We start from the raw sequence: 26,517 nt of genomic DNA, 5'->3' as shown, positions 1-26,517 counted from the left end.
CGACGCATGACCGGCTATATCCTGCGGCGTCTGTTGCTGGTTCTACCGACCCTGTTCGGCATCATCGCCATCAATTTTGCCGTCGTGCAGCTGGCCCCCGGCGGACCGGTAGAGCAGGTGATTGCGGAACTGAAAGGCCGTGGTGGCGGGGGACCGATGGGCCGTCTGACCGGCGGTGGCGCGGAGGTCGCACAATCGACAAGCCTTGCCGGCCGTTATCGTGGTGATGCCGGGCTTGATCCGCATCTGTTGCAGGATATCAAAGGCATGTTCGGTTTCGACAAACCGCCTTTGACGCGCTTCTGGCTGATGCTGAAAGGCTATCTGCAATTCGATTTCGGGCAGAGTTTTTTCCGTGGGCAGAGCGTGCTGCATCTGGTGATGACGCGTCTGCCTGTCAGTATCTCGCTTGGATTATGGTCCACATTGCTGGTCTATCTGGTGTCTATCCCGCTGGGGATCGCCAAGGCCACGCGCGAGGGAACCCGCTTCGACGTGGTAACCTCTATGGTTGTTCTGATCGGATACGCAATTCCTGGTTTTCTGTTTGCCGTTTTGCTGGCGGTGCTGTTTGCAGGCGGTTCGTTCGTGCAGTGGTTTCCACTGCGTGGTCTCACCAGTGAAGGGGCAGAAAATTGGAGTTTTGTCAGCCGTGTGCTCGATTATGGCTGGCATATGGTTTTGCCGACGATCGCGCTGGTGGTGGGCGGTTTTGCCAGTCTGACCCTGCTGACGCGGAACTGCTTTATCGAGGAAATCAGGAAACAGTATGTCCTGACGGCACGCGCAAAGGGTGCCAGTGAAAATCGCGTGCTGTATGGCCATGTTTTTCGAAATGCGATGCTGCTGATCGTCTCCGGTTTTCCGGCGGCCTTCGTGAGTATCCTGTTTTCCTCCGCCCTGTTGATCGAGATTGTGTTCTCGCTGGACGGGCTGGGTCTGCTCGGCTTCGATGCTGCTATTCGCCGTGATTATCCGGTGATGTTCGGGACGCTGTATATCTTCACGCTGATCGGGCTGCTGATGCAGATTGTCGGTGATTTGATGTACACCGCGGTCGATCCCCGCATTGATTTCGAGGGTCGCTCCTGATGCAAAACGGCGAAGCGCCGGTGACGCAGGCTCAGCGCCGCTGGATGGCGTTCCGTGCCAACCGGCGGGGATACTGGTCGACATGGATTTTTGCCGTCCTGTTCACGATCTGCCTGTTTGCGGAGTTCGTCGCCAATGATCGCCCTCTTCTGCTGCGGTTCGATGGGCATTGGTATGTGCCGGTGTTGCAGAATCTGAATGAGGACACGTTCGGGTCTGATTTTCTGCCGACCGAAGCTGATTATACCGATCCGGAGGTCATGCGGGCCATCAATGCAAAAGGCTGGGCCATCTGGCCGCTGATTCCGTTTCGCTATGATACCACCATCAAGGATCTGAAGACCTCTGCGCCGACGCCACCGGATCGCCGTAACTGGCTGGGCACCGATGATCGTGCGCGGGATGTGCTGGCGAATGTGATTTACGGGTTTCGTCTGTCGGTTCTGTTCGGCTTCGTCCTGACGGCGGTTTCCAGCCTTGTCGGCATCGCGGCAGGCGCCGTGCAGGGATATTATGGCGGTCTGGTCGATCTGACATTCCAGCGTTTCATCGAAGTCTGGTCGGGGATGCCGCAGCTTTATCTGCTGATCATTCTGGGCAGCATTATCGAGCCTGGTTTCTGGATATTGCTGTTGTTCCTTTTGCTGTTCAGCTGGATGGCTCTGACCGGTGTGGTGCGCGCGGAGTTTCTACGCGGACGGGCCCTGGATTATGTGCGTGCCGCGCGGGCGCTGGGTGTGTCCGATGCGCGGATCATGGCGCGTCATATCCTGCCCAATGCGATGGTGGCGGTGCTGACCTTTCTGCCTTTCACGCTGTCCGGCTCCGTCACGGTGCTGGCCAGTCTGGATTTTCTGGGGTTCGGCATGCCGCCCGGATCACCCTCGCTGGGGGAGCTGGTGTTGCAGGGTAAAAACAATGTCAGTGCGCCCTGGCTTGGTCTGACGGCGTTTTTTGTGCTCGGCACGATCCTGACCCTGCTTGTGTTCATGGGGGAAGCGGTGCGGGATGCTTTTGATCCGCGCAAGCATATCGGTGCGCTGCCCGCTCCTCCCCTCTCCGCATCCCGCATGGAGGAGGCGGAATGAGACCGTCGCATGATCCGCGTCCTGATACCGGAGCACAGACCCTGCTGGAGATTGCCGATCTGTCGGTGCGGTTTGCGACGCGGGAGGTGGTCAGGCGCGTCTCCTTCTCGGTCCGGCGTGGCGAGACACTGGCGCTGGTGGGGGAGTCCGGCTCCGGCAAGTCGCTGACCGCACTGTCGATCCTGCAACTTCTGCCGGATGGGGCGCAGTGCTCCGGCCGGATCGCGCTGGATGGCGTGCCGATGATCGGAGCCCCTCCGGCGGTGCTGCGGCAGATGCGCGGTGGCGTGGCCGGGATGATCTTTCAGGAGCCGATGACGAGCCTGAACCCGCTTCACCGGATCGGGCGACAAGTGGGAGAGGCTCTGGCGCTGCATGGCCGCAAGCCGGATAAGGTGGCGGTCGCACATCTGCTGCGTCAGGCTGGTTTCGCTGATGCGGAAACGCGCCTGCATGCTTTTCCGCATCAGCTTTCAGGCGGTCAACGCCAGCGCGTCATGATTGCGATGGCGCTGGCCAACGATCCGGCTCTGCTGATTGCCGATGAGCCGACCACCGCGTTGGATGTCACGATTCAGGCCCAGATTCTTGACCTGCTGGCGGAGCAGAAACGGGCGCGTCAATTGGGCCTGCTGCTGATCACCCATGACCTGACCGTTGTACGCCGCCATGCCGACCGTGTCTGCGTCATGCGGCATGGAGAGATCGTCGAGCAGGGAGCGGTGAAGGATGTATTCTCTACCCCTGCGCATCCCTACACCAGGATGCTGCTGGATGCGGAGCCATCGGGGACGGCTTCTCCCCTGCCGGGATCACCGCCGGAACTGGCATCGGCGCGCAATCTGAAAGTGTATTTCCCGATCCGTGGCGGCCTGTTGCGGCGCGTTACCGGTCATGTCAGGGCGGTGGATGACGTGACACTGACGGTACGGGAAGGTGAAACGCTGGGGCTGGTCGGAGAATCCGGGTCGGGCAAATCGACCATTGGTCAGGCCCTGCTGCGCCTGCAACCTTCGGAAGGGGTGATCCGCTTTGCTGGGCGTGATCTGCAGGGGTTGGGCGAACGCAGCCTGCGTCCGTTACGGCGCGATATGCAGATCGTGTTTCAGGATCCGTTCGGCAGTCTTTCACCCCGCATGAGCGTACGGGAGATCATCGGTGAAGGTCTGGCCGTGCACGAACCTCACCAGAAACGCACGGAGCGGGAAGCCCGGGTTGCGCGGGCGCTGGAAGAAGTCGGCCTGCCGAAAGACGCGGTGGAACGCTATCCGCATGAGTTCAGCGGTGGCCAGCGCCAGCGCATCGCCATTGCCCGTGCGTTGGTGTTGCAGCCGCGCTTCATCGTGCTGGATGAGCCGACTAGCGCGCTGGATATGTCCGTGCAGGCGCAGATCGTCACCCTGCTGCGTGGATTACAGGCCCGCTATGGCATGGGATATCTGTTCATCAGCCATGATCTGCGTGTTGTGCGTGCACTGGCGCATCGGGTTGCGGTGTTGCGGCGCGGGGTCGTGGTGGAGGAAGGGGAAACGGCGGCGATTTTCGAGCGGCCCGCCGATCCTTACACGCGCAGCCTGATTGCGGCGGCTTTTCAGGTTCAGTCCGGCTGAGCAAGTTTCATCCAGTGCGCAGGGGCGGGGGTCAGACTCTGATCCCCAGCCTGAACGGGCGCATGCAGCGCTTCGAGCCGCAGGATCGCCAGGCCGGTATTTCCGCGGGAGGACCGCATCGTTCCGACCTCCTTGCCATCCTGCATCAGGGGGGTTTCCCGGGGGGGCAGGGGGGCATGGCCAGTGACCGGCACCAGCCTGCGTTTCAGCAGGCCGCGATAGCGGGTGCGGGCTGTCAGTTCCTGTCCCATATAGCAGCCTTTGGTCCAGGAAATGCCATTCAGCTCATCGAACCCGGCTTCAAGCAGCACGGTTTTTTCCGGCTCAAGATCGGCGCTGCCATCCGGCAGGCCCAGTGACAGACGATGCGAGTCATAGGAGGCCGCATCTCCTTCCGGTATTATTCCGGTCGGGGCAAGGGCACGCCAGCCGGCTTCGGGAAGTCTGGGGTCCGGGGCCACGCAGACCGTCCCGGCAGGGACGGGTGCGCTGTCCCATCCGGCATGGACCTCCAGATCAGGCTCTGCACTGATCGCGACCCGCGCACGCAGGCGGAACCGGCTGAGCTTCTGCGCCAGCATCGCGGCCTGTCCGGCTTCGACATCCAGTAACAGGCGCTGCCCGTCGGAGAAGATGAAGAAATCGGCGAGCCATTTCCCCTGCGGCGTCAGCATCGCCGCCCAGATAGCCTGTCCGGGGGTGGCCAACGTCATGTCGTTGGAGACCAGCCCCTGAAGGAAGGTCACACGATCTTCCCCTGTCACGGCCAGAACGGCGCGGTGGGGCAGCAGGGCGGAGCAGGCGTTTTTCTGTGTCATGCGGCAGATGTGGCGTGCCGTGCGATACGGGGCAAGAGAGCATTTTTCATGCGGATATGGTCGAGCCTGTACGATCTGGTGCTAAAAGGAGGCATGCGCATTCTTTTCGTCACGGCGACGCGAATCGGCGATGCCGTGCTCTCGACCGCGTTGCTCGATCATCTTGGCCGAGCCTTTCCGGAGGCCCGTTTCACCATTGCCTGCGGTCCTGCGGCTGAAGGCGTGTTTCTGCGCATGCCGCGTCGGGAGGCCACGATCATTGTCGAAAAGCGCCCCCGCAACGGGCACTGGTTCGCATTGTGGCGGCAGGTTGCGCCGCGCTGGTGGGACATGGTGGTCGATCTGCGCGGCTCGGCCCTGTCCCTGACGATTCCGGCACGGCGACGCTTTATCATGCGTGGCGGTCGCCGTCCCGGACACAGACTGGTGCATCTGGCCGGTGCCTTGGGGATCAGCACGCCGATTGCACCGGTGGCCTGGTACGGGCCGGAGGATGAGGCCCGGGCCGCCACGCTGATTCCGCAGGGTGCTCCGGTGCTGGCGCTTGGGCCGACAGCCAACTGGGATGGAAAGCTTTGGCCTGCCGACCGCTTTGTGGCTCTGGCTGACAGAATGCGTGCCGCGCAGCCGGCTCTGCGCATCGCTGTGCTGGCCGGTCCTGGGGAAAAGGAACGGGCACTTGCCCGGCCGGTGCTGACGGCAATACCGGATGCCATTGATCTTGCTGGTGCCGTGACTTTGCCGGAAGCCGCGGCCTGTCTGTCACGTTGTGCATTGTTCGTGGGGAATGATTCCGGCCTGATGCACCTGTCGGCGGCATCCGGTACACCTACGCTCGGCCTGTTTGGCCCCACCCCGGCCGCCGAATATGCGCCTGCAGGAAGGCATGCTGCAGCCGTCATGGCCGATGGTCCTCCGGGTGAAGCACCCATGGAGGCTCTGGCAGTGGATAGAGTAATCTCGGCGGCAGAGGATTTGCTCCGTCAGAGGGGCATGTACAATCCGGGGATGATGAAGGATGTCGTGAGGCGGGAGAGTGCGTGATGCGTGTGGCCCAGATCATGGCAGGTGCGCCTCAGGGTGGTGCCGAACTGTTTTTCGAGCGTCTGTGCATCGCTCTTCATCGCGCTGATGTGCAGGTTCTGCCCTGCATCCGCACTGAACCGGCGCGGGCCACCCGTTTGATGAAGGCAGGGCTGCATCCGGTACAGATGGCGTTTGGTGGTGTGTTTGACGTGCGCACCGGATTGCGGCTGCGCAGCCAGCTACGCGCCTTTGCGCCGCAGATCGCCATTGCGTGGATGAGCCGCGCCGCGCGCTTCGCCCCCACCGGTCACTGGACGCTGGCAGGGCGGCTGGGTGGTTACTATGACCTTGGTTATTACCGTCGCTGTCAGCATCTGATCGGCAATACGGTGGGCCTGACCCGTTGGATGGTGCAGCAGGGCTGGCCGGAGGATCGGGTGCATTACCTGCCGAATTTTGCCAATGATTTCAGCCGTATCCCGGCTGCTGACCGGGCGGAGATGAATATTCCTCCCCATGTGCCTTTGGTGCTGGCTTTGGGCAGGCTGCACAGCAACAAGGGGTTTGATACCCTTATTTCCGCCCTGCGCCATCTGCCCGGCGTCCACGCCCTGATTGCCGGCGAGGGGCCGGAACGTGAGGCCCTGACCGATCTGGCCCGTAAAATGGGGGTGCAGGATCGATTGCATATGCCCGGCTGGCGCAGCGATACGGGCGCATTGCTGGCCATGGCCGACATGCTGGTCTGTCCCTCCCGCCATGAGCCGCTCGGGAATGTGGTGATCGAGGGATGGTCGGCAACCTGCCCGGTTGTCGCCACCGCCGCCGATGGTCCGCGCGAATTGATTCAGACGGGCGAGGACGGGCTGCTCTCCCCTATCGAGGATGCCGATGCGCTGGCCTCCTCTATCGCCACTGTGCTGGAGGATTCGGCACTCGCCCATCGTCTGGCTGCGTCCGGGCGTCGCCGGTTTGAGCGGGATTATGCGGAGGGACCGGTGCTGGCGCGCTGGCTGGACTGGTTGCAGCGCCATGCGGCTCCGGAAAAGGCAGGACACTGATGTGCGGCATTGCGGGCGTTATTATGGCTTCCGGGCAGGCGGCGCCTGATCCTTCCCTGTTGGGCGATCTGGCCACAGCCTTGCATCATCGTGGTCCGGATGGCAGCGGCCATACCCAGATCGGTCGGGTGGCCATGGTGCATACCCGTCTGGCCATCGTCGATCCGGAAGGGGGTGATCAGCCGATTTTCGCCGGCTCCTCGGCTCTGGTGGCCAATGGCGAGATTTATAACGATCTGGCTCTGAGGGAAACGCTGCCGGACGTATCGTTCTCGACCGGCAGCGACTGCGAGCCGCCCTTGCATCTCTGGCTGCGGGAGGGGCCTGATTACGCTGCCAGACTACGCGGCATGTATGCCATTGCAATCCATGAGCGTGCCGCGCGTACAGTCACGCTGAGCCGCGATCCGTTCGGGATCAAGCCGCTTTATGTGGCCCGGCTGGCAGGGGGAGTGGCCTTTGCCTCCCAGCCCTCGGCTCTGCTCGATGCCGGTCTGGTCAAGCGCGACGTTGCCGAGGCCCAGCGTAACGAGCTGCTTCAGCTTCAGTTCACCACCGGGGCAGATACGATTTTTCCGGGCATTCAGCGTGTGTTGCCGGGCGAGACGCTGATCTGCCGCGACGGGCAGATTCTGGATCGCCGCCGCATCAGCGCCTTGCCTGAAGGCCCCGCCGAGGAGATCGGGGAGGAGGAGGCACTGGCGCGTCTGGATGCCGCACTGGAAGAAAGTGTAGCGCTGCATCAGCGTGCAGATGTGCCTTATGGCATGTTTCTGTCGGGGGGGATCGACAGCGCTACTGTGCTGAGCCTGATGGCACGGCTGAATGACAGCCCGGTCTTGGCCTTCACGGCCGGATTTGATGTGCCCGGCGCCGCTGATGAGCGTGCGTATGCTGCTGCATTGGCAGCGGCGGCAGGCGCACAGCACCGCACCGTGACGGTAACGGAATCAATGGTCTGGCGGCATCTGCCGGAGATCGTGGCCTGCATGGACGATCCCGCGGCGGATTATGCGATCATCCCCACCTGGTTTCTTGCGCGCCGGGCAAGGGAGGATGTGAAGGTTGTACTCTCCGGTGAGGGAGGGGACGAACTGTTCGGCGGTTACGGCCGGTATCGCAGCGCAATGCGCCCATGGTGGCGTGGCGGGCGGGTCATGCGCTCGAAAGGGCATTTCGATGGTCTGGATGTGCTGCATGCCATTCCGCCTGGCTGGCGGGATGGGATTGCGGCCGCTGAAAGCCGTGTTTCTCCATTGCGCTCTCGCCTTGCGGCGGCACAGGAGACCGACATGACAGACTGGCTGCCGCATGATCTGCTGCTGAAGCTGGATCGCTGTCTGATGGCGCATGGGGTGGAAGGACGCACTCCGCTGCTCGACCCCGGTGTTGCCGAAGCGGCTTTCCGCCTGCCGGACCGGTTGAAGGTTCAGGATGGCAAAGGCAAATATATTCTTCGTCGCTGGCTGGAGCGGCACAGTCCTCAGGCAAGACCTTTTGCAGCCAAGCAGGGCTTTACCGTGCCAGTCGCCGCCTGGATCGCTGCGCGGGGGCAGGAGCTGGGGCCGCTGGTGGCACGGCAGGGATGTATTCAGGCCATCGCCCGTCCTGATCGCGTGGTCAGTCTGTTCCGACATGCGAATGGTCGTCGGGAGGGATTCGCCGCCTGGATTCTGTTGTTCTATGCGCTCTGGCACCGCGCTCATATTGAAGCGAAATCGATGGACGGAGACGTCTTTTCGGTTCTGGCCGACTGATGAGCATCCGAACGGTGTTTCCCTGCGTTAGCCGTATCGGAAGCAGGAGGGAACAGTCATGGCTGCAAACAGGCGCTCTGATAATGAAGGCACGACTGGTACTCCCACGACCGGGAGTGCCTTGTCTCATCTCGCGTTGGTTCTGCCTGTTGGTATTGTGGCAGTACTGGCAATCTGGGGGCTGGTGTTTGGCTGGGTATGGATTCCAGGGACTGATCTTCCCGCCCATGACTGGATTGTCATGGCGGGTGGCTTTCTGCTGATTGTGGCGGTTGTGGCTTTCGTGGCCGCTCGGCTCAGATCGGGACGTTAACCAAGTCCATGCCGCAGAAGAACCCAGAGTTTTTCCCATGTGGGGAGGCTGACCCGGCGGGGAGGAGTCCATCCGGCCTGTTCCAGCCGGTTCAGGATGGCGCGATAGGTTGCGGCCATCAGCCGGGCGGGACGCATGGCGCGGCGGTCGCATTGTGCCATGAACGCGAAAGCATCAGCGTAATGGGATTTGGCGACCTGCACCACCCGGCGACAAACGCCCTCCAGCGCCGGGGAGACCATGGCGGCTCTCGCATCGAGGGGAACACCGGCTTCCACCAGCCACTCCCGCGGCAGATAAAGCCGCCCGCGTGCGGCATCTTCCTGAAGATCCCGCAGGATATTGGTCAATTGCAGGGCGCGGCCCAGATGATGGGCAACACTGTCCGCGGCTTCTGATTCATCGCCAAAAGCCCTGACAGACAGCCGCCCGACCGCAGAGGCCACCTGATCGCAATACAGATCAAGCTCTGCCCAGCTGGGGGCGACGACCTGCGTTTCGGCATCGGTCTGCATCCCGTCGATCACGGCGAGGAAATCATCCTGCCGCAGGCGGAAGGTCCGGATCGCCGGTAGCAGCACGCGGGTGACGGGATCATCCGCTTCTCCGCGATACAGGGCGGCGATACGGGCGCGCCATTCATTCAGCCCGGCGCGTTTTTCCTCCAGCGTGGCAGGTTCATCGGCGATGTCGTCCACGATGCGGCAGAAGGCATAAATTGCATACATTGCCAGACGGCGATCCGCAGGCAGCACCTTCATCCCCTGATAGAACGAGGTGCCGGAGGCACGGGTCAGTGCCTCGACACGGGCGAGATCGGCGGCATCAGCACTCAAGGCAGTCATAGGGCGCGCAATCCTTGAAACAGGCTCAAAGCGATGTCGATGCCACGCAGCTTCACACGCCGCGCCAGCGGGTCGCCATGCCGCAGCCTCTGCGCCAGACGTTCAGCCAACCGATGGATGATGGCAACATTTACCCGAAGCCAGCGGTCTGCGGTCAATCCAGGGAGGGGAGCCGCCTCGACATTCAGCCGTTCGGTACGATTCAGCAGGTCATCCAGCACCTGCCGCAAGGGGAGAGAACAACTGGAGCGGCGCAGATCGGCAATGCGGGCGCCATTTGCATCCAGAATGTCAGCAGGCAGGTAACAGCGATCCAGAGACGCCAGATCCTTTCCGCAATCCTGCAGATGGTTCAACACCTGAAGAGAGGCACAGAGCGCATCGGAAGACGGATATGTCTGCCGGGATTCGCCGTGCAGATCGAGCATATAGCGACCAACCGGCATGGCTGAGTAACGACAGTAATCAATCAGCTCGTCCCAGCTGTCATAGCGATGCTTGATGGCATCGCGGCGAAAGGCCACCAGCAGATCGGTGGCATGCGCCCGATTGATCCCGGTTTCGGCAAGGCTGTCGCGCAGGCGGCTGGCGGTGGGGGAGCCGTGATCGGCATGACCGAGCAGAACGGCTTCCATCAGGTCCAGCCGGCTGATTTTCTCATTGGCTGACAGATCAGGATTATCGGCAATATCGTCGGCATTGCGGGCGAAAGCATAGTATGCGTTCACATGCGGTCGCCATTTGCGGCGCACGATGCGGCTGACGGGGAAATTCTCGTCCCCCTGATCCTTGCCGGACCATGTCTCGACCGGCACGTCTTCAGTCAGGGAGGCGCTCATGCGGCATGCTCCGTATAGGCGCGGCTTTTCCAACGGACCCCGCGTCCGGTCGCGTGGTCGATGGCGGAGCCGATGGTGGCGGCAGTATAGAAACCCGCGATCGCAGGCAGTGCCAGCGCCCAGAGCGGGCTGAGGCTAAAGCGTTTCAGCGTTGGCAGATAGCTCGCCATGGCTCCGAGCCAGGCGGCAAGCCCGAGCCAGCGCGCCAGGCCATGGCCGAACAGGGCCAGGGCAGGCGGTGCGATCCAGACGATCAGCATACCAAGCACTGTCAGCACCAGCAGGGTCCAGGAGAATCGCAACTGCACGAAAGCGGTGCGGGCGATCATCCGCCATATATCAGCCGGGTGTGGATAGGGGCGGATGGAGCGGGCCAGTGCGGAATGACCCAGCCAGATCGGGCCGCCGATCTTGACTCGGCCGGCGAGGGTCACATCGTCGATCAAGGCGCCGCGCAGGCTTTCGATCCCGCCGATCCGTTCCAGCGCCCGGCGGCGGATCATGACCGTTCCGCCTGCCGCCGCTGCTGTGGCGCTGAGCGGATTATTCACCCGTGCAAAAGGATACAGCATCTGGAAAAAGAACACGAAGGCAGGCACCAACGCCCGTTCCGGCCAGCTTTCCACGTTCAGCGCCACCATTTCGCTGGTCATATCGAGGTCCTGGTTCTCCATCTGCGCAAGCAGGGAGGCGACATGGCCCGGTGCATGCTCGATATCCGCATCGGTCAGTAACAGAACATCATTCCGTGCGGCGGCAACACCCTGATGGACCGCCCAGAGTTTCCCGCTCCAGCCGGCCGGGCGTGGTTTGCCTGTGATGACCTGAAGCCAGCCGGGTAGCCGGTTGGGGAAAGTCTCGGCGGCAATGGCGCGGGCGATGTCACCAGTGCCGTCACTGCTGGCATCGTCGACCAGAATGACATGCAGCGCCCTATGATCCTGCAAGGCGAGGGAGCGCAGGCAGCGCGCGATGCTCTCCACCTCATCCCGCGCCGGGATGACCACCGTGACGGGTGTGGTGGATGCACGAGGGGAAAGGGGCAGGATCGGACCGGCTTGCCAGAATTGTCCGTGGAAAAACAGCAGATAGACCCAGATCATCGCGCTCAGGACGGCCAGCCAGATCATGCAGCGGTTCCTTTTCGGTTCCGCTGTGCGGTGAATGCAGGATCGTTCTCACGGAACCACGCAACGGCATCACGAATCGCCTCCTCTGCCGGGCGGGGCGACCAGCCGAAAGCGGTGCTGGCCTTGGCGGAGGAGAAAAACATTTTTTTGCGGGCCATGCGCAGGTGATCCCGCGTGACCAACGGTTCGATCCCGGTGAGGCGCGCCAGTGTTTCGCAGGCTGTTGCCACCGGCCATAGTACGGTTTCATTCAGCCGGATGCGCGGCGGTTTGCGTCCTGCCTCCCGCGCCACCATGGCCAGAATATCAGCAAGATGCATGTCGGTGCCGCCCAGAATATAGCGTTCGCCTGGCACGCCATGCTCCATGGCCAGAAGATGTCCCTCTGCGACGTCATCCACATGAACGACGTTCAGACCGGTATCAAGATAGGCGGGCATTTTACCCAGCGCTGCATCCCGGATCATGCGCCCGGTTGGTGTCGGCTTCACGTCACGCGGGCCGATCGGTGTGGAGGGATTGACGATTACTGCCCGCACCCCTTCCTCAGCCACCAGCCGCAGCACGGCCTGTTCGGCCCGGTATTTGGATTTTTTGTAAATACCGACAGTCTTGGCCTCGCTGTTCGGCGTATCCTCGGTGGAGGGGGTGCCGTCACCGATCAGACCCAGCGCTGCGACGGAGCTGCAATAGACGATTCGTTCGATTCCTGCTTTCTGCGCGGCACGCAGCAGAGCAACGGTGCCATCGACATTGGCGCGCATCATGGCTTCCGGGTCCGGCACCCAGATTCGGTAATCGGCGGCGACATGAAACAGGGCCTGACAGCCATCCAGATGCGGCGTGATGGTGTCCGGGCGTAACAGATCGCCCTCCACGATCTCTGCGCTGAGGCCGGCAAGGTTTCGCGTGTCGGAGCCGCGCCGTGTCAGCAATCTGACTTCCCAGCCTTGCCGCAGCAATGCGCGCGCGACGGCGGAACCGACAAAGCCGGTTGTTCCGGTTACGAAGGCCCGTCCCGGACTGATCATCCCTGTCTGCCCATCCGCTTTTGTGATCCTTGCCGCTGAAAGGGGTGAACACGCTGAATGGCTGGCGTGCGGATGCCCTTCTACAGCCGACCTTCGATTGGGGCAAAATTATGCTGCTTTGCCCTCTCTGGAGAAATATCTGCACCGTCCTGCCGGGTGTAGAGTTTCAACTTTCTTTCGTGTAGCACGGGCACCATTCTTTTTCCCCGCAGACTGGTCTGGCGGGCTGGTTTGGGCGGGCGGAGCGTTTGCGACGGATTTCGATTTTGGCGGCCCTGCTGGGTTTTGCCCTGGCAACGGGCCTGATCGGCTGGTTCGGGCTGGATCAGGTGCTGGGTGCCACGCTCCGTATCGGCTGGAAAGGGCTGGGCCTGCTGTGCCTGTTGCAGGTGCCGATTTTCCTGCTGCTGGGGCGGGCATGGCGGCAGATGCTGCCCGGCAATGTCTCGTTCTGGCTGCCGGTCTGGTGCAGGATGGTGAGGGATGCCGCCAGCACCTGTCTGCCATTTTCGCAAATCGGGGGTCTGGTGCTTGGCGCGCGCGCCGCGACACTTTGGGGGCTGCGCTGGCCGGTCGCGGCGGCCTCGACCATTGTGGATGTCACCTGTGAGTTTCTGGCCCAGCTGATTTTTGCCTTGCTCGGGCTGACGATCCTGCTGGCCAGCACGTCATCCGGCACTTTGCTGGTCCCGGCAGTGGCCGGGGTTGTGGTGGCCGGTCTGGCAGGGTGGGGCGCGGTATGGGTGCAGCGCCATGGGGTCGGCCCGATGATGCGGGCGCTGGCTGCCAAAGTGGCGGCTCCTGCTCTGGGTGATGGTCTTGACTGTCTGGAGATGGAGCTGACCCAGCTCTCTGCCAATCTGCCTGCCCTGCTGAGGGGGATTGGCTGGCATTTTCTGGCCTGGATGGGATCTGGCGTTGCAACCTGGCTCACGGCGCATCTGTTGGGTGTGCAATTGCCGTTCATCGACGCGTTGGCGGTGGAGGGGATGATGCACGGTCTGGTGGCGGGGGCTTTCATGGTGCCTGGTCTGCTGGGGGTGCAGGAAGCTGCCTATGTTGCGCTCGGCAGCGTCTTTGGTGTGCCACCGGATATTGCCATTGGTATTTCTCTGGTGCGGCGGGCGCGGGATCTGCTGGTTGGCGTGCCAATTCTGCTGGGATGGCAAGTAACGGAAGCAAGGGCCTTGCAACGCTGAAATTATGTGTGCCGACGATGACGGGAGGGTGTGGTGGCGTTGGTCTCTTCTCTCTTCCGGCATGCCCGACCCCTCATTCTCGATGGCGCGCTGGCGACGGAGCTGGAGCGTGCCGGGCATGATCTGCATGATCCGCTCTGGTCCGGTCGTTTACTGCTGGATGATCCTGCAGCGATTGCGGCGGTGCATCGGGCCTATCTGGAGGCCGGGGCGGATTGTATCGAAACCGCCAGTTATCAGCTGAGTCTGCCGGGGTTGCAGCGCAGGGGATTGTCAAGGCGGCAGGCTATGGCGGTCATGGCCAATGCGGCGCGGCTGGCCTGCTCGGTTCGGGATGATGTCTGGGCCAGTCTGACGGAGGAGCAGCGTCGCAACCGGATTCGTCCGTTGGTGGCTGGCTCGCTGGGACCATATGGCGCATGCCGGGCCGATGGATCGGAATATACCGGACGCTATACCCTGTCGCGATCGCGCTATCTGGCGTTCCATGGTCCCCGTATGCGTGCGCTTGCGGCGGGCGGGGCCGATCTCATTGCCTGCGAGACTGTACCACGTCTGGATGAGGCGCTGGCGTTTGCGGATTTGCTTCAGGCATTGAGTCTGCCGGGATGGATCAGCTTTTCCGTGCGGGATGCGACGCATATCGCCGATGGAACGCCATTGAGGCGCTGCGTGCAGGCAATGGCAGCCTGCCCTTCCGTGGCCGCCATCGGGATCAATTGTACCGATCCGGCGCTGGTGCCTGCCCTGATCCGCTGTTTACGCCGTGGCGGCCTGCCTGTGATCGTCTACCCCAATGCCGGAGAGCTATTTGATCCTGTGACCCGTTGCTGGGGACACAGGCGACCTGGTGACTGGGCAGAACAGGCAAGAAGCTGGCTCCGTCTCGGAGCACGGATCATCGGCGGATGCTGCCGCACCCGCCCGGATGATATACGCGCTTTGCGCCGTCTGATCCGTGCTCAGGCCTGACCCTGCCTTCGCAGGCCGGAAAGCAGGGCCGGGATATAGATCAGCGAGGCAACCAGGGTGCAGCCGAGGCTGATCATCAGCAGATTGCCCATGCTGGCCGTGCCCGGATGCTCGGACAATGCCAGTGATCCGAAGGCGGTCCCGGTGGTCAGCGCTGAGAAAATCACGGCGCGGGCTGTGGCGGTCGCCAGAAAGCCGCTGACTCCAGCCCGCCAGTTCATCACGAAATAGATGTTGAACGAGACGCCAACACCCAGCAGCAGCGGCAGGGCGATGATATTGGCGAAATTCAGCGTCATGGGCAGCAGGGTGATGACCACCACCGTCATCAGCGCCGAGAGTAGCAGCGCCGACATCACCAGTGCCGCATCCAGCATCCGCCGCAGGGCGAGGGCAAGGATCACCATGATGGCGGCAATGGCCCCCATCGCGGCATGACGGAAAGCGTTCACGATAGTCTGAGCCGTTTCCACGATGACGATGGCGGAGCCGCTTGCATCGGGGGCAACGGCCAGAACCTCGGCGGCGAAACGGTGCAGCCCGGCGCTGTCGGAGGCTTTGGGGCTGGTCATGGCCTGGACGCGTACCCGTCCATCTGGAAGCTGCCAGTCTTTCGCCAATGCGGGAGGAATATCCTTGACGCTGACTTTCTCGGCGCTCAGGGCCGTGCGCAGGCGCTCAAGCTGCATCGGCAGGAACCGCACCAGTGCTGCATTGGCGGCCAGAAGCGTTTCATCGGATGTGTGGGACAGCCGGTCGAGCGCTGCCGCGATTCCAGCCAGAGGATGATTGGCGGGCAGTTTGGCCAAAGCCGGGCGGATCTGCCCCAGCGCCGAGCCGATTGCCAGCCTGATTTGTTCCGCCGTCACGGAGGATGGGGGTGTGTGAGGGGTCAGGGTCGGCCCCAGCAGACTGGCGGCATCCGCGACCAGCGCCAGTTTTTCATCCTGATTGTCGGGCACGAAAGAGGAGAGCGTCAGAACCTCGGCGACGGTCGGCAGCTTTTCCAGTTTTTTGGCCAGCGCCTCGGCCTGCTCCCGGTTCGCCACCAGAATATCGGCGGAATAGGGGTTGGTCATGGGGTCGCCCATCATGCCGTAGAGCGTCCGCATGGCCTCCGTATTCGGGTTTTTGGTGTGCAGCGGATCGGAATCGAAAGTCAGCCGGGACAGCTGAGCGATCCCGGAAACGGCGATCAGGGCAAAGACCAGCAGAACAGGCCGCCGCCAGCGCAGCAGGGTGCGGTCGATCGGCATACCGACGGCAAAGCCGATTTCCCGTCCTTCAGCCCGCGGGCGGAACAGGCTCAGCATGGCTGGCAGGAAGGTCATGGTACAGAAAAAAGCAATCACCATACCTATCCCGGCAATCAGCCCCAGTTCGGCCACGCCTTCGAAGCTGGTCGGGACAAAAGCCAGAAACCCGGCGGCTGTTGCGGCGGCGGCCACCAGAATCTGTCCACCAACCCGGCGCGTGGTTTCTGGCAGGGAAATGGCCGGATCGGCGATTTCGTGCCTCACTTCACGGAAGCGCACACAGTACTGAATGGCGAAATCGACGGCGATCCCCACGAACAGGATCGCAAACGCGACCGAGACGAGATTCAGTGTACCAACCGCCACTGAGGCAAACCCGATCGTCAGTATCAAACCAAGCATCAGGGTAGCCAGCACCGGCAGGATCAGCCGCCAACTGCGCAGGGCCAGAAACAGCCAGAGCGTAATCAGGGCGATGCTGATGATGGTGCCTTCCACCATGCCATGGGCAACGGTGGAGAATTCTTCATCCGCGAGCGCCACAGGGCCGGTAATGCGCACATGCGCCTGCCCGGTGCGAACGAATTCCAGCCCGGCGGCGATGTGTCTCAGCACGGCAGTTGCAGCGCCACCGGGTTCCAGCGCGTCGTAATCCAGCCGCGGCTGGGCCAGCACGAAGCGGTATTTTCCTGCCTGTTGCGCCAGCGGACCGGCCAGCAGGTTCTCCCATGAAAGCGGTTTCGGGTGTCCGCCTGCCGCCTGACGCAATGCATCATCGAAACCTTGCAGCGCCGGCATGAAGGGCTGGAGGTTGGCCTCCCCGCGCGAGACACCCATCGCAACGAGGGAAAGCGCCGCGAACAGACCGCGAGCGCTGGGATCTGCCGTCAACTGGCCCAGAAAAGGCTGTGCGTCGATCGTCTGGTCCAGCAGGCTGGACAGGCTTTTCTGGTCGAGAAACAGCAGCCCCTCCTTCTGGAAATAAGGCAGCGCTCCTGGCTGCTGGACAGAAAGAAAATGCTCCTTGTCTTCAGACAGCGCCTTTGTAAGCGCATCGGCCGTGGCTTCGGCTTCCTCCGGGATGGAGCCATCGACCACAGCGACCAGCAGATCCTGATTCTGTGGAAAATTCTTCTCATAGGCGATCTGACGTTGCCGCCATGGAAGGGAGGAGGCAAACAGCTCATCTGTATTGGTGCTGACCCCCAGGTGATGGGCGGCATGGGTCAGGCTGAGTCCCGCCAGCACCATGGCTGCCAGCACCACCCACAGCGCGCGGCGGCGGCAGAAGCGCGTGGCTTCGGTCAGCAGGGCGGTCGACCCCATGATCTTGAGACCCATTCCGGCAGGCTCCCTCATCTAAGCGTCTTTTGTCCCTTCGGGATGTAGCGATCCCGTGCGGGAATTGTCGGGGTTACCCCATGGCGGCGGAGAGGGGTAGGCGTCCTGGCGCAGGGCAATGGAATGGTCTGTTACGTTTGGTCAAATTCTTTTTGCTGTGCGAACCGTTCGCATGGGCTAGTGTCCAATCGTCATTCTCGTTGGGTCAGCCATGTTGGCAGATCGGGCATTGTCTGGTCTGGCATGATCGGCTGATCTTTCTGCCGTCTGCGGCAGACGGCAGAAAGAGGAAAGGATCTGGCGCGGTTATGAGCGATTCCCTTTGTCAAGGAACGGTTTCCGGTTCGGCCAATCCGGTGGTGCAGCCTGTGCGTGTCCGCAAGGAGCGCGATCTGCGGATTGATTTTTTCCGGGGCGTATCCCTGTTCATCATCCTGATCGACCATATCCGGAACAACAGCTTCTCTCATCTGATGCCGGCCAGTTTCGGCTTCAGCGATGCGGCCTGTATTTTCTTTTTTGTCTCGGGTGCCTCCTGTGCCTACGCTTTTGGCAGCGTTTATCGCCGGGCAGGATGGGCGCTGGGAACTGCACGTGTGTCGCTGCGGGTCTGGCAGATTTATGCGGCCCAACTCGGGTTGGTGATGGCGGTGGCGGCCCTGCCAGGTCTGCTGGCCCATGTGACCGGTCATCGCCACTATAATTTTGTTGAACTGTTCGAACTGTATCATCTGTATGACGATCCGGTGCAGGCATTCCGAGGCATCGTGATGCTGAGCTACGTGCCGGGCTATCTCGATGTACTGCCGGTTTATGTCGTGATCATGGCGATGGTGCCGGTTGCGGTTCTGCTGGCGAAGCTGGATCGTCGCCTGCCTGTCGTCGCATCGGTTCTGCTGTGGGCAGGGGCCCTGCTGCTGGGCTGGAATTTGCCGGCCGATCCCAGTACGAAGCGTCACTGGTTTTTCGATCCCTTCAGCTGGCAACTGGTTTTCTTCACCGGTTATGCGCTGACAGCCGGATGGGTTTCGGTGCCGCCGGTTTTCCGTGACAAGGGCATGGGCCTGTTCCGCATCGGTGCCATTGGCCTGATTGTTTTCGGTTTCGTCGCCCGCACCGGCTTGTTGAGCCATGCGGGCGAGACGGGCGCGGCCATCGCTGAATGGGTGACGGCGAATACCAACAAGACCGTCCTGCCGCCCCTGATCTATCTGCATTTTCTGGCTGTTGCATGGCTGGTGGTGAGCATGGTCGGAAAGCGTCCGGCCTTTCTTCACCGCAGCTGGGCGCGTCCGTTCATCACCGCAGGAACCTATTCACTGCCTGTTTTTCTGTGCACCGTTGTGCTGGCCCAGCTTGGGACCGCTGCTCTGGATGGTGTGTCGCCATGGAGCATCCGCCAGATTGTGGTTAATGTCATGGCCATGGCTGTGCTGGCGCTGCTGGTCCGGATCATCGCCTGGTATCATTCCACGCCGTGGAAAAAGCCGGTCGTTGTTCCGGTTCAGGATCTGGGCTCCGAGCAAAAAATGGATCAAGGGCTGCTGCAGGTTCCGGCACAGAGTGTTATCCGTCCGTAATCCGGGCTGTTTCTGCCCGGTTCAGGTACCGGGCAGCTTGATGATGAACCGGGCGCCGATGATTTTGCACTCCGCATCGCGGCGATTGTCGGCGCTGATCTCCCCTGACAGGGCTTCGATAATCTGCCGGCTGATCGACAGGCCGAGCCCGGAATGCTTGCCGAACTGCTCCCGTTCAGGCCGCTCGGAGTAAAAGCGGTCAAAGATGTGTTCCAGTTTTGATTCGGGGATACCCGGTCCCTCATCCTCGACCGTGATCTGGATGAACGGCCCGTTACGCCCTGCGGAAAGCGTGATCACCCCGTTTGGCGGACTGAACGAGACCGCATTGCCGATCAGATTATGCAGAACCTGCACCAGCCGCGTTTCCACCGCGCGTACCACCAGCGGCTGATCGGAGATATGAACAGTCAGAACAGGGTCGCCATCTTCCTCATCCCGCGTCGCTTCGTGAATTTCTGCAAGGGTGGAGAGAATGGGGGCCACATCCACCTCCTCCGTTGGCTGGCGGGACAGTTCGGCATCAACGCGGCTGGCATCGGAAATATCTGTGATCAGGCGGTCCAGCCGCCCTACATCCTGTGCGATGATGCTCATCAGCCGTTTGTGCTGAGCCGGATCCTCGACCCGTCGCAGCGTCTCAATGGCGCTGTTGATGGAGGAAAGCGGGTTTTTGATCTCATGTGCCACATCGGCGGCGAAACGCTCGATCGCGTCCATACGGGCCCATAAAGCGACGGCGCTGTCGGAGAGAGCTTCCGCGAGCTCCCCGATTTCATCGCCGCGCCGCAGCAGCGCAGGTGGCAGATAGCTGCCGCGTACTCGTTCTTCCCGCATCTGTCCGGCAGCGACCGCAAGGCTCCGCATGGGACGGGCGATGGTCCGTGCCAGATAGCCGGACATGATCACCGTCAGCCCCAGCGCCAGCCCGAACAGAGCCAGAATGGAGACACGGATCGCAAACAGGCTGGCATCGACTTCCCGCGCTTCCCGTGTCACCTGAATGATGCCGATGGTGTGATTATCGTGCTGAACCGGTTCCGCCACCGTGACCAGCAACCGGGAATCAGCCGTGCGGCGGATATAGGCGGGCATTTCCAGTGCAGAATCGGTCGGAGTAAAGCCAGCGGACTTGCCCTTGCCTGTGTCGGACTGCCAGCGCGGTCTTGTCTCCAGCGCCTCATCCCGATCCGTGTTCATGATGGGGGAGTGGCTGGCATGCGGGAAATGGGTCTGCACCCAGTCGTAAAAAGTGCTGACCATATCGGTCAGCATGCTCCGCTCATGCGGGTTGGCGACCGGCTCCGTGCCGATATCCTCGCCCGGATCGTGCCGCATGGCCTGACTGTCGGCCACCAGACTGCCATCAGGCCCGTAGAGACGGGCGCGGGCATTGGGGGTCGGCTCGGTCAGTCGACGCAAGAGCGGTCGGGCAATCCCGGCGGAGAGATGCGGTGGCGCCTTGCCCGGCGGATCAATGGCGACTTCACCCAGCGCACCGGCAAAAATCCGCGCCTGTTCCCGCAGGGTGAGCACTTCGGCGCTCAGCAGCCCGTTCTGGTACTGATCCAGATAGAGCAATGCCGCCACCAGCAGCACCAGCGGCATGATATTGACCACCAGAATGCGCCGCAGCAGAGGTGATACCAGCCGATAGCGCCGGTTCGTTGCAAAAGGGTGGCGGTTATGCGTCATGATGACCGCTATGACATGGGATTGCGGCGCGTACATGGCCGGAATGCGTTTCCCGGATGGAGAAACAGCACATCCCGGTGGGGTCACTGCTCCTTATAGCGATAGCCAATGCCGTAGAGGGTTTCGATCTGGTTGAAATCATCATCCACGGAGCGGAATTTCTTGCGGACCCGTTTGACGTGGCTGTCGATGGTGCGGTCATCGACATAGATGTTTTCACCATAGGCAGCATCGATCAGCTGGTCACGGGATTTGACCACACCGGGACGGGCGGCCAGCGCCTTGACCAGCAGGAATTCCGTGACCGTCAACTGAATATCTTTGCCATGCCAAAGGCACTGGTGCTTGCTCTCATCCAGGGTCAGATCGCCACGGGTCAGCAGCCCTCCGCTGGCCGCACCCTGTCCGTCCGCCCGGCTGACCTCGTTCCGGCGCAGTAGGGCGCGGATGCGCTCGATCAGCAGACGCTGGCTGAAAGGTTTGGTGATGTAATCATCCGCCCCCAGCCGCAGGCCCATCAACTGATCGACCTCCTCATCCTTGCTGGTCAGGAAGATAACCGGCAAAGCGGTGCGGGCGCGCAGACGTTGCAGCAGCTCCATCCCGTCCATGCGGGGCATCTTGATGTCCAGCACCGCCAGATCCACCGGTCGGGTCGTCAGGCCCTGCAATGCGCTTTCTCCGTCGGTATAGGTGCGGACCTGAAATCCTTCCGCCTCCAGCGTCATGGAGACAGAGGTGAGGATATTGCGGTCATCATCCACGAGGGCGATGGTCTGTGTCATGGTGGATCCCGTTTCGTGGGCTTTAAACGACTGTAAAAGAATGCGGTCTGCTGAGGGCGTAATGGCAGGAAAAATAGATTATGGCACTGGATACGCATGACATGAAACAGGTTGCGTGGCAGGCACGTTCTCTGCTGCGCTCTAACCGGCAGGCGACACTGGCCACCGTGCAGGATGGTCAGCCTTATGCAGCGCTTGTCACCTATGCCTGCGCGGCTGATTTGTCGATTCTGCTGCTTTTGTCCAGCCTGTCGGAGCATATGCGGCATTTGCGGGTGGAGAAAAGGGTGGCCCTGATGGCCAGCGGGGAGGCAGAGACCGTCAATCCACAAACCGCACCGCGTGTCACTGTCACCGGATTGGCGGAAGTGGTGGAAGATCCGGCGCTGCGGCAGCGTTTTCTGGCTGTGCATCCCTATGCGGCACCCTATGCGGGATTCAGTGATTTTTCGTTGGTGAGGGTGAAGCCGCTGGGAGCGATGCTGGTGGGCGGCTTTGCAAGAGCCACCCGCCTTCCGGGCTCTGTGCTGTGTCCTGACGAAGCCTCCGTCACGGCACTGCTCGCGGCGGAGGAGGAGATTATCACGCATTGTAATGCGGATCATCCGGATGCGCTGGCACGGATTGCGCAGGGCGGTGGCGGCAAGGCTGCAAGCTGGCGCATGGTGACGGTGGATTGCGATGGTTGCGATCTGGCGCCTGATGATCCGATGTCAGAACCGGTGTTGCGGATAAACTGGTCAGCGCCGGTGAGTGATGTATCCAGTGTCAGACAGGAGCTGGTACGTCTGGCCCGCGCATAAAAAACCGCGCCTGTCAGAGACAGACGCGGTGGAGGTCAGGACAGGCATTGCGGCCTGTCCTGGGGAGTTGGAAAAATAAAGCTGTTCAGGCACGGGCCTCGGCATTGGTCGGGGCAGATTCCGGTTCCTGATACGCATCACCGAGCGCCCGCTTGACACCCTCCGCCCATTCCGGATCGGCGCGGCGGAAATGCTCCAGCTGACGGGCGATGATGAAGCCGGGAACACCCTGCATGGCGCCGGCTATGTTGTGGTAGAAGCGCTCCTTCTGTTCAGCCGTGAACATGCGGAACAGCGCGGCAGGCTGGGTGTAATCGTCGTTACCATCCCGATGATTATAACGGTCGGCATCGCCGGAAATACGCAGCGGCGGTTCCTGGGTCGTGCGATCCTGCACCGGACCGTTGAAGGAGTTCGGCTCATAATACGCATCGGTTCCCTGCGGTGCGTCGAACCGCATGGCGCCATCCGCGTGGTAGTGATGAACCGGGCATTTCGGCGCATTCACCGGTAACGCTTCGTAATGGGTGCCGACACGGTAGCGATGAGCATCGGCATAAGCGAACAGACGCCCCTGCAACACCTTGTCGGGGGAGAAACCAATCCCGGGCACGATATTGGATGGCGAGAACGAAGCCTGCTCGATCTCCGCGAAATAATGTGCCGGATTGCGATTCAGCTCCAGCACGCCGACATCGATCAGCGGGTAATCTGCATGCGGCCAGACTTTCGTCAGATCGAAGGGGTTGTAGGGGGTGTTGTTGGCCTCTGCCTCCGGCATGATCTGCACACAGACGCGCCAGCGCGGGAAATCGCCTTTTTCAATCGCTTCGTACAGGTCGCGCTGGGCGCTTTCCCGATCCTGAGCGATGACCTCATTGGCTTCTTCATTGGTCCAGGTACGGATGCCTTGCAGGGATTTGAAGTGGAACTTCACCCAGAAACGCTCGCCGGCATCATTCCAGAAGCTGTAGGTATGGCTGCCATAGCCGTTCATGAAACGGTAGCCTTGCGGCAGTCCGCGATCACTGAACAGAATCGCTACCTGATGCAGGCTTTCAGGACTGAGCGACCAGAAATCCCACATTGCGGTGGGGGAGCGCAGATTGGTGCGTGGATGACGCTTCTGCGTGCGGATAAAATCGGGGAACTTCATCGGGTCGCGGATGAAAAACACCGGCGTGTTATTGCCGACCAGATCCCAGTTGCCTTCATCGGTATAGAATTTCAGCGCAAATCCGCGCACATCGCGCTCTGCATCCGCAGCTCCACGCTCACCGGCGACGGTGGAGAAGCGCAGCAGCACATCAGTGGATTTGCCAATACGGGAAAAAATGCTGGCGCGTGTATAACGTGAAATATCCGCAGTGACGGTAAAAGTGCCGAAAGCGCCTGAGCCTTTGGCATGGACGACGCGTTCAGGAATACGTTCGCGATTTTGATGCGCCAGTTTTTCGATCAACTGATAATCCTGCAGCAGGATTGGACCGCGAGCACCCGCTGTAATGCTGTTCTGATTATCTGCAACCGGCGCGCCTGCCGTGGTGGTCAGAACAGGGCTGCCGGAGGAGCCGGACGGGGCAAAGGGGTATGAAGTATCGGGCATGGCTGTAATTTCCAATCCACGAGATCTATGGCATTGGGGTGACCCTGCCATGGGTTTACGTATAAGGAAAATCGTTCTTTCCTTAATGATGTTTCGGTGTTCCCTATGAACCTGGCCGGCCTGTCACTGCGCGATCTGGAATATGCTGTCGCCGTTAGCGAGTTGCGGCATTTCGGGCGTGCGGCCGAGCAATGCGGCGTCAGTCAGCCCGCCCTGAGCGAACAGGTCAGAAAACTTGAAGATCTGCTGGGTGTGACCTTGTTCGACCGCGGCAATCGTCAGGTCCGTCCTACCGAGCAGGGGGAAGCAATTCTCTCCCAGGCGCGCGGCATTTTGCAGCAGGCGCGGCTGTTGCTGGAAATGGCGCAGTCACAACAGGGCAGTCTGACCGGTACGCTGCGGCTGGGTGTGATCCCAACTTTGGGACCGTATTATCTGCCATCGGTGCTGCGGAGTGTGCTGGGCCGTCTGCCGGGCCTGTCGCTCCAGATCGAGGAACTTAAAACGGGCGATCTGCTGGATGCGCTGCGTGTCGGAAAACTCGATATCGGGTTGCTGGCCTGGCTCAGCCCGATGGACGGAATTGTGGCCGAGCCGATTCTGGATGAACCCTTTCTCCTGGCCTGCCCGACCGGTCATCCGCTGGCATTCCGGCGCGATGTCAATCTGGACGAATTGCCGGTTGATGGGCTGCTGCTGCTGGAGGAAGGGCATTGTCTGCGTGATCAGGCATTGTCGCTCTGTGCCCGACATGGAAGCAGAGCCGCGAATACGCAGAAACAGCGGTTTGCATGTAGTCTGGAAATGCTGCGGCATATGATAGCGGCCGGGGAGGGATATTCCCTGTTGCCTGCCCTCGCCGCACGGGGGAGGGAGGATTTGCACGGTCTGCTGTCCCTGTCTCCTCTGACTGAGGCCGCTGTCCGCCGGATCTGCCTGATCTGGCGTGGGTCCGATCCTCGCGGCGATGGCTACGGACGTCTGGCCGGGTTGCTGCGGGACAATATTCCCGAGGGTGCGCTGGCTGTCATGCCGGACCGCTTGAAATAAACCCTTTCTGCGTCATGATGGCGGGTGACCTTCCCCCCGGTATCCGTCCAAATGGGACAAGCCGCAGGGTGGGATAACAGGCGGATTGGATAATGATGATGACGTCAGGACTGAAATGGACGGCTATGGCCGGTATGCTGGCGTCCTTCATGACAGGGGGTGTCTGTCTGGCGGCAGAGACGGCGCCGCTCGTCATTCCCTCGAAAAACGTGCAGGTGCTGTATGATACGGTGGATCCTGATGGCTCCCGGCATCAGGCTATGGTGACGGTGCTGGCATCTGCCGGAAAGCTTCGGATCGAGACGCCAAATTCGAAGGATTACATCATTATCGACCGCAAGGCTGGCAATGGGGTGATGGTCCTTGATGGACAGAAATCGGTCATGCCGTTGCCTCCGGGCGCGGCGCAGAGCATGACTTTCGAACCGCCTAAAAATGCCCGCTTCAACAGGACCGGAACCGAGGTGATCGCAGGCCAGTCCTGTACAGTGTACGATGTGACTGAGCCGAACGCACAGGGCAGCATTGTCTGCCTGACTGCCGATGGCGTGCTGCTGAATGCGCATGAACGTGCACAGAACGGGGCCAGTCTGACGGCTGTGAAAGTATCGTACAGCAATATTACCCCGGCCTATTTCGACGTACCCAAAGGGTACAGGATGATGCGCCAACCCGGCCAATAATTCAGGCCAATAATTCAGGCCAGTAACCCAAATCAGTCATCATTGCGTCAGCAGGCCACGAGAGCATTGTGACCTGCTGGCGTCAAAACAGAAACAGTGTTGTTCTGATCTTGATCTTTCCCCGGGCATCCTTATGCTTCATCTCTGCTCCACCACGGAGGCTGTAAAGTTCTCCCCCTGATAGAGGAGCAGGACCATGATCGAGAAAAGGCCATTTCCCGGGCTGGGCCACGCCAATCATGGCTGGCTGAACGCAACGCATCATTTTTCGTTCGGGCATTACTACGACCCGACCCGGATGGGCTGGGGTGCGCTGCGCGTCTGGAACGATGACGAGATTGCGGCGGATTCCGGTTTTCCCATGCATCCTCACGCCAATATGGAAATCATTACCTATGTGCGGGAGGGGGCGATCACGCATCGTGATTCGCTGGGGAATCATGGCAGGACTGAAGCCGGGGATGTGCAGGTCATGTCCGCTGGCTCAGGGATTCGTCACTCCGAGCATAATAGGGAGAGCGGCAAGACCCGGTCGTTCCAGATATGGATCGAGCCTGCCACGGAAGGCGGCACGCCCTCATGGGGGCAGCGCCCGTTTCCAAGGGAGCAGCGAGAGGGCCGGTTTACGATCCTCGCCAGTGGCATAGCGGGAGATGACGCGCTGCCAATCCGTGCCAATGCGCGCGTAATGGCGGCAACGGTAGCGGCCGGGCAGACCCTGACGCTGGATACCGATCCGTCGCGGCATTTGTATCTGGTGCCCGCCACCGGCCGGATCAGCGTGAACGATATAGAGGTTGATGCGCGCGATGGTCTGGCGATCACGCAGGAGGAACGGCTGGAGATTACCGGAATCGAACAGGCCGAGCTTGTGCTGGTTGATTCCGAATAAGGCTCCGGTCATCTGAAAGACGCTGGTGTTTGCGCCGGTCAGGCA

The 26,517-nt window shown here is 61.2% G+C and carries 23 protein-coding genes; 14 read left to right on the top strand and 9 right to left on the bottom strand.

Annotated elements, in window-relative coordinates; all coding sequences use genetic code 11:
* Positions 1-6: 6 nt before the first annotated feature.
* Genes GbCGDNIH8_RS10355 through GbCGDNIH8_RS10345 form a run of 3 tightly spaced genes read left to right on the top strand, consistent with a single transcriptional unit; the run spans position 7 to position 3,790 of the window.
* A complete protein-coding gene (locus GbCGDNIH8_RS10355) occupies positions 7-1,092 on the top strand; it encodes a microcin C ABC transporter permease YejB (protein WP_072573124.1) in 1,086 nt (361 codons plus the stop codon).
* Positions 1,092-2,180, top strand: a complete 1,089-nt coding sequence (locus tag GbCGDNIH8_RS10350) for an ABC transporter permease (RefSeq protein WP_072573123.1) — start codon at positions 1,092-1,094, stop codon at positions 2,178-2,180. Before GbCGDNIH8_RS10355 ends, GbCGDNIH8_RS10350 begins: the two co-directional genes overlap by 1 nt.
* A complete protein-coding gene (locus GbCGDNIH8_RS10345; RefSeq protein WP_072573122.1) occupies positions 2,177-3,790 on the top strand; it encodes an ABC transporter ATP-binding protein in 1,614 nt (537 codons plus the stop codon). Before GbCGDNIH8_RS10350 ends, GbCGDNIH8_RS10345 begins: the two co-directional genes overlap by 4 nt.
* Here GbCGDNIH8_RS10345 and ygfZ read toward each other — a convergent pair.
* The gene (ygfZ, locus tag GbCGDNIH8_RS10340; protein WP_072573121.1) at positions 3,778-4,608 is read right to left on the bottom strand and encodes a CAF17-like 4Fe-4S cluster assembly/insertion protein YgfZ; all 831 of its coding nucleotides are present in this window, start codon (positions 4,606-4,608) and stop codon (positions 3,778-3,780) included. The two genes, GbCGDNIH8_RS10345 and ygfZ, sit on opposite strands and share 13 nt — an antisense overlap.
* Positions 4,609-4,701: 93 nt before the next feature.
* Here ygfZ and GbCGDNIH8_RS10335 point away from each other — a divergent pair, with 93 nt between their 5' ends.
* From GbCGDNIH8_RS10335 to GbCGDNIH8_RS10320, 4 genes are read left to right on the top strand one after another with little or no spacing between them, the layout of a single operon-like run.
* Complete coding sequence (locus GbCGDNIH8_RS10335; protein WP_072573120.1) at positions 4,702-5,652, top strand: glycosyltransferase family 9 protein; 951 nt, start codon at positions 4,702-4,704, stop codon at positions 5,650-5,652.
* Complete coding sequence (locus GbCGDNIH8_RS10330) at positions 5,652-6,695, top strand: glycosyltransferase (protein ID WP_072573119.1); 1,044 nt, start codon at positions 5,652-5,654, stop codon at positions 6,693-6,695. The genes GbCGDNIH8_RS10335 and GbCGDNIH8_RS10330 overlap by 1 nt, the downstream gene beginning before the upstream one ends.
* Entirely contained in the window at positions 6,695-8,452 is a 1,758-nt protein-coding gene (asnB, locus tag GbCGDNIH8_RS10325) for an asparagine synthase (glutamine-hydrolyzing) (protein WP_072573118.1), read from the top strand. Before GbCGDNIH8_RS10330 ends, asnB begins: the two co-directional genes overlap by 1 nt.
* A gap of 58 nt (positions 8,453-8,510) precedes the next feature.
* Positions 8,511-8,765: a hypothetical protein gene (locus tag GbCGDNIH8_RS10320; protein WP_072573117.1), complete on the top strand. Its 255-nt coding sequence runs from the start codon at positions 8,511-8,513 to the stop codon at positions 8,763-8,765.
* Here GbCGDNIH8_RS10320 and hpnD read toward each other — a convergent pair.
* From hpnD to hpnA, 4 genes are read right to left on the bottom strand one after another with little or no spacing between them, the layout of a single operon-like run.
* Entirely contained in the window at positions 8,762-9,610 is an 849-nt protein-coding gene (hpnD, locus tag GbCGDNIH8_RS10315) for a presqualene diphosphate synthase HpnD (RefSeq protein ID WP_072573116.1), read from the bottom strand. The two genes, GbCGDNIH8_RS10320 and hpnD, sit on opposite strands and share 4 nt — an antisense overlap.
* The gene (gene hpnC / locus GbCGDNIH8_RS10310; RefSeq protein WP_072573115.1) at positions 9,607-10,449 is read right to left on the bottom strand and encodes a squalene synthase HpnC; all 843 of its coding nucleotides are present in this window, start codon (positions 10,447-10,449) and stop codon (positions 9,607-9,609) included. The genes hpnD and hpnC overlap by 4 nt, the downstream gene beginning before the upstream one ends.
* Positions 10,446-11,579 carry a glycosyltransferase gene (locus tag GbCGDNIH8_RS10305; RefSeq protein WP_072573114.1) on the bottom strand — a complete coding sequence of 378 codons (1,134 nt, stop codon included), beginning with the start codon at positions 11,577-11,579 and terminating at the stop codon, positions 10,446-10,448. The genes hpnC and GbCGDNIH8_RS10305 overlap by 4 nt, the downstream gene beginning before the upstream one ends.
* Positions 11,576-12,610: a hopanoid-associated sugar epimerase gene (hpnA, locus tag GbCGDNIH8_RS10300; protein WP_072573113.1), complete on the bottom strand. Its 1,035-nt coding sequence runs from the start codon at positions 12,608-12,610 to the stop codon at positions 11,576-11,578. Before hpnA ends, GbCGDNIH8_RS10305 begins: the two co-directional genes overlap by 4 nt.
* A gap of 248 nt (positions 12,611-12,858) precedes the next feature.
* On the opposite strand from hpnA, the gene GbCGDNIH8_RS10295 reads away from it, so the two are divergent.
* Together GbCGDNIH8_RS10295 and mmuM are read left to right on the top strand one after the other, a co-directional pair.
* Entirely contained in the window at positions 12,859-13,809 is a 951-nt protein-coding gene (locus GbCGDNIH8_RS10295; protein WP_301335564.1) for a lysylphosphatidylglycerol synthase domain-containing protein, read from the top strand.
* Positions 13,810-13,842: 33 nt separating this feature from the next.
* Complete coding sequence (gene mmuM / locus GbCGDNIH8_RS10290; protein WP_253736021.1) at positions 13,843-14,781, top strand: homocysteine S-methyltransferase; 939 nt, start codon at positions 13,843-13,845, stop codon at positions 14,779-14,781.
* Here mmuM and GbCGDNIH8_RS10285 read toward each other — a convergent pair.
* Positions 14,772-17,378: an MMPL family transporter gene (locus GbCGDNIH8_RS10285; RefSeq protein WP_253736020.1), complete on the bottom strand. Its 2,607-nt coding sequence runs from the start codon at positions 17,376-17,378 to the stop codon at positions 14,772-14,774. The genes mmuM and GbCGDNIH8_RS10285 overlap by 10 nt on opposite strands.
* Positions 17,379-17,686: 308 nt before the next feature.
* Between GbCGDNIH8_RS10285 and GbCGDNIH8_RS10280 the strand changes: the two genes are divergently transcribed.
* Positions 17,687-18,958 carry an OpgC domain-containing protein gene (locus GbCGDNIH8_RS10280; RefSeq protein ID WP_072573110.1) on the top strand — a complete coding sequence of 424 codons (1,272 nt, stop codon included), beginning with the start codon at positions 17,687-17,689 and terminating at the stop codon, positions 18,956-18,958.
* Positions 18,959-18,979: 21 nt separating this feature from the next.
* Here the strand turns inward: GbCGDNIH8_RS10280 and GbCGDNIH8_RS10275 are convergent, their stop codons facing one another.
* Positions 18,980-20,653 carry a stimulus-sensing domain-containing protein gene (locus GbCGDNIH8_RS10275; protein ID WP_072573805.1) on the bottom strand — a complete coding sequence of 558 codons (1,674 nt, stop codon included), beginning with the start codon at positions 20,651-20,653 and terminating at the stop codon, positions 18,980-18,982.
* 83 nt (positions 20,654-20,736) lie between these two features.
* Positions 20,737-21,438 carry a response regulator transcription factor gene (locus GbCGDNIH8_RS10270; RefSeq protein ID WP_072573109.1) on the bottom strand — a complete coding sequence of 234 codons (702 nt, stop codon included), beginning with the start codon at positions 21,436-21,438 and terminating at the stop codon, positions 20,737-20,739.
* Between the two features lie 80 nt (positions 21,439-21,518).
* Between GbCGDNIH8_RS10270 and GbCGDNIH8_RS10265 the strand changes: the two genes are divergently transcribed.
* Positions 21,519-22,241 carry a HugZ family pyridoxamine 5'-phosphate oxidase gene (locus GbCGDNIH8_RS10265; protein ID WP_072573108.1) on the top strand — a complete coding sequence of 241 codons (723 nt, stop codon included), beginning with the start codon at positions 21,519-21,521 and terminating at the stop codon, positions 22,239-22,241.
* 85 nt (positions 22,242-22,326) lie between these two features.
* Here the strand turns inward: GbCGDNIH8_RS10265 and GbCGDNIH8_RS10260 are convergent, their stop codons facing one another.
* On the bottom strand, positions 22,327-23,847 hold the full coding sequence (locus GbCGDNIH8_RS10260; RefSeq protein ID WP_072573804.1) for a catalase: 1,521 nt from the start codon (positions 23,845-23,847) through the stop codon (positions 22,327-22,329).
* Positions 23,848-23,943: 96 nt separating this feature from the next.
* Between GbCGDNIH8_RS10260 and GbCGDNIH8_RS10255 the strand changes: the two genes are divergently transcribed.
* From GbCGDNIH8_RS10255 to GbCGDNIH8_RS10245, 3 genes are all read left to right on the top strand, one after another.
* On the top strand, positions 23,944-24,897 hold the full coding sequence (locus GbCGDNIH8_RS10255) for a LysR substrate-binding domain-containing protein (protein ID WP_095206451.1): 954 nt from the start codon (positions 23,944-23,946) through the stop codon (positions 24,895-24,897).
* Positions 24,898-24,989: 92 nt separating this feature from the next.
* Positions 24,990-25,580 carry a DUF4412 domain-containing protein gene (locus tag GbCGDNIH8_RS10250; protein WP_072573106.1) on the top strand — a complete coding sequence of 197 codons (591 nt, stop codon included), beginning with the start codon at positions 24,990-24,992 and terminating at the stop codon, positions 25,578-25,580.
* A gap of 196 nt (positions 25,581-25,776) precedes the next feature.
* Positions 25,777-26,472 (top strand): pirin family protein, encoded by a 696-nt coding sequence (locus GbCGDNIH8_RS10245; protein ID WP_072573105.1) that lies wholly within the window; start codon positions 25,777-25,779, stop codon positions 26,470-26,472.
* Positions 26,473-26,517: the final 45 nt, after the last annotated feature.

The sequence above is a fragment of the Granulibacter bethesdensis genome (genome assembly GCF_001889545.1).
In the GTDB taxonomy this organism is placed as follows: domain Bacteria; phylum Pseudomonadota; class Alphaproteobacteria; order Acetobacterales; family Acetobacteraceae; genus Granulibacter; species Granulibacter bethesdensis_B.
Note: the sequence above shows the minus strand (reverse complement) of the source record. Positions and strands in the feature narration are given on the sequence as shown.

What these genes read in the sequence shown, in the direction of transcription:
- GbCGDNIH8_RS10355 (WP_072573124.1), top strand. Translation starts at nt 7, where the DNA reads ATGACCGGCTATATCCTGCGGCGTCTGTTGCTGGTTCTACCGACCCTG.
- GbCGDNIH8_RS10350 (WP_072573123.1), top strand. Translation starts at nt 1,092, where the DNA reads ATGCAAAACGGCGAAGCGCCGGTGACGCAGGCTCAGCGCCGCTGGATG.
- GbCGDNIH8_RS10345 (WP_072573122.1), top strand. Translation starts at nt 2,177, where the DNA reads ATGAGACCGTCGCATGATCCGCGTCCTGATACCGGAGCACAGACCCTG.
- ygfZ (WP_072573121.1), bottom strand. Translation starts at nt 4,608, where the DNA reads ATGACACAGAAAAACGCCTGCTCCGCCCTGCTGCCCCACCGCGCCGTT.
- GbCGDNIH8_RS10335 (WP_072573120.1), top strand. Translation starts at nt 4,702, where the DNA reads ATGCGCATTCTTTTCGTCACGGCGACGCGAATCGGCGATGCCGTGCTC.
- GbCGDNIH8_RS10330 (WP_072573119.1), top strand. Translation starts at nt 5,652, where the DNA reads ATGCGTGTGGCCCAGATCATGGCAGGTGCGCCTCAGGGTGGTGCCGAA.
- asnB (WP_072573118.1), top strand. Translation starts at nt 6,695, where the DNA reads ATGTGCGGCATTGCGGGCGTTATTATGGCTTCCGGGCAGGCGGCGCCT.
- GbCGDNIH8_RS10320 (WP_072573117.1), top strand. Translation starts at nt 8,511, where the DNA reads ATGGCTGCAAACAGGCGCTCTGATAATGAAGGCACGACTGGTACTCCC.
- hpnD (WP_072573116.1), bottom strand. Translation starts at nt 9,610, where the DNA reads ATGACTGCCTTGAGTGCTGATGCCGCCGATCTCGCCCGTGTCGAGGCA.
- hpnC (WP_072573115.1), bottom strand. Translation starts at nt 10,449, where the DNA reads ATGAGCGCCTCCCTGACTGAAGACGTGCCGGTCGAGACATGGTCCGGC.
- GbCGDNIH8_RS10305 (WP_072573114.1), bottom strand. Translation starts at nt 11,579, where the DNA reads ATGATCTGGCTGGCCGTCCTGAGCGCGATGATCTGGGTCTATCTGCTG.
- hpnA (WP_072573113.1), bottom strand. Translation starts at nt 12,610, where the DNA reads ATGATCAGTCCGGGACGGGCCTTCGTAACCGGAACAACCGGCTTTGTC.
- GbCGDNIH8_RS10285 (WP_253736020.1), bottom strand. Translation starts at nt 17,378, where the DNA reads ATGGGTCTCAAGATCATGGGGTCGACCGCCCTGCTGACCGAAGCCACG.
- GbCGDNIH8_RS10280 (WP_072573110.1), top strand. Translation starts at nt 17,687, where the DNA reads ATGAGCGATTCCCTTTGTCAAGGAACGGTTTCCGGTTCGGCCAATCCG.
- GbCGDNIH8_RS10275 (WP_072573805.1), bottom strand. Translation starts at nt 20,653, where the DNA reads ATGACGCATAACCGCCACCCTTTTGCAACGAACCGGCGCTATCGGCTG.
- GbCGDNIH8_RS10270 (WP_072573109.1), bottom strand. Translation starts at nt 21,438, where the DNA reads ATGACACAGACCATCGCCCTCGTGGATGATGACCGCAATATCCTCACC.
- GbCGDNIH8_RS10265 (WP_072573108.1), top strand. Translation starts at nt 21,519, where the DNA reads ATGGCACTGGATACGCATGACATGAAACAGGTTGCGTGGCAGGCACGT.
- GbCGDNIH8_RS10260 (WP_072573804.1), bottom strand. Translation starts at nt 23,847, where the DNA reads ATGCCCGATACTTCATACCCCTTTGCCCCGTCCGGCTCCTCCGGCAGC.
- GbCGDNIH8_RS10250 (WP_072573106.1), top strand. Translation starts at nt 24,990, where the DNA reads ATGATGATGACGTCAGGACTGAAATGGACGGCTATGGCCGGTATGCTG.
- GbCGDNIH8_RS10245 (WP_072573105.1), top strand. Translation starts at nt 25,777, where the DNA reads ATGATCGAGAAAAGGCCATTTCCCGGGCTGGGCCACGCCAATCATGGC.